This is a genomic window from Bartonella sp. AD328YNZD (assembly GCF_042196425.1).
The window spans coordinates 1-705 of sequence record NZ_JBHIQG010000737.1 but is presented as its reverse complement, the minus strand read 5'-3'; the positions used below and the strand labels follow the sequence as shown (position 1 = coordinate 705).

The 705-nt window shown below is 31.6% G+C and carries 1 pseudogene; it reads left to right on the top strand.

The features are described from left to right. Window positions 1-439: 439 nt before the first annotated feature. Window positions 440-705, top strand: a pseudogene (locus ACFIO3_RS14755) (peptidase M3); the annotation flags it as partial.

Here is a 705-nt window from a genome sequence, read left to right as displayed (position 1 = left end):
AATATTTTAAGTTAAAGTCAAGGATAAATTATCAGTTATGAACAAGTTTCTGAATCACTGAAACGAGAATACAGCTTAATTTGAGGATAATATAAAAACGTAAATGTAAAAATCAGTTCTGATTTTTACCATCATTTCTTTAATGAAGTTTTTGATTTTCAAAAGAATCTACAGCAATATTTTATAAAGAGTGGAGATTATGCTTTTCTCCAAGTGTTTTTGTTAATATGCAATTCTATTGTGATGTGCGAGCGAATAATCTTTATTGCTTCAATATAATATGGTTTGAAATGGAAGAACTGTACGATTTTCAGGTTTTTTATTCAATAGCGTTTTGAAAGGTAGTTTTGAAACTCACAAAATAGTTTTAGTATGTTATCAATTTGTGTCGTAAAGATAATTGTTACAGTTTAAATTTATAATGGAGACATAAAATATTATGACAAAAGCAGCAGTGCTGGACTGGAAGGGATTTTCAGGTCTTCCTGATTTTTTTTCTATAAGTGATGAAGATTTTAAACCCGCTTTTGAACAGGCACTTCAAGAAGCAGAAGAAGAACTAGAGGCAATTGCGATGGTGCAAGAACCACCAACGCTTGAGAATTTTTTGCAGCCTTTTGAGCTTTGCGGCAAAGCGCTTGATCGTGTCTGTTCAATATTTTTCTTACGCACTAGTGCTCATACGAATGTATTAATTCAACAGCT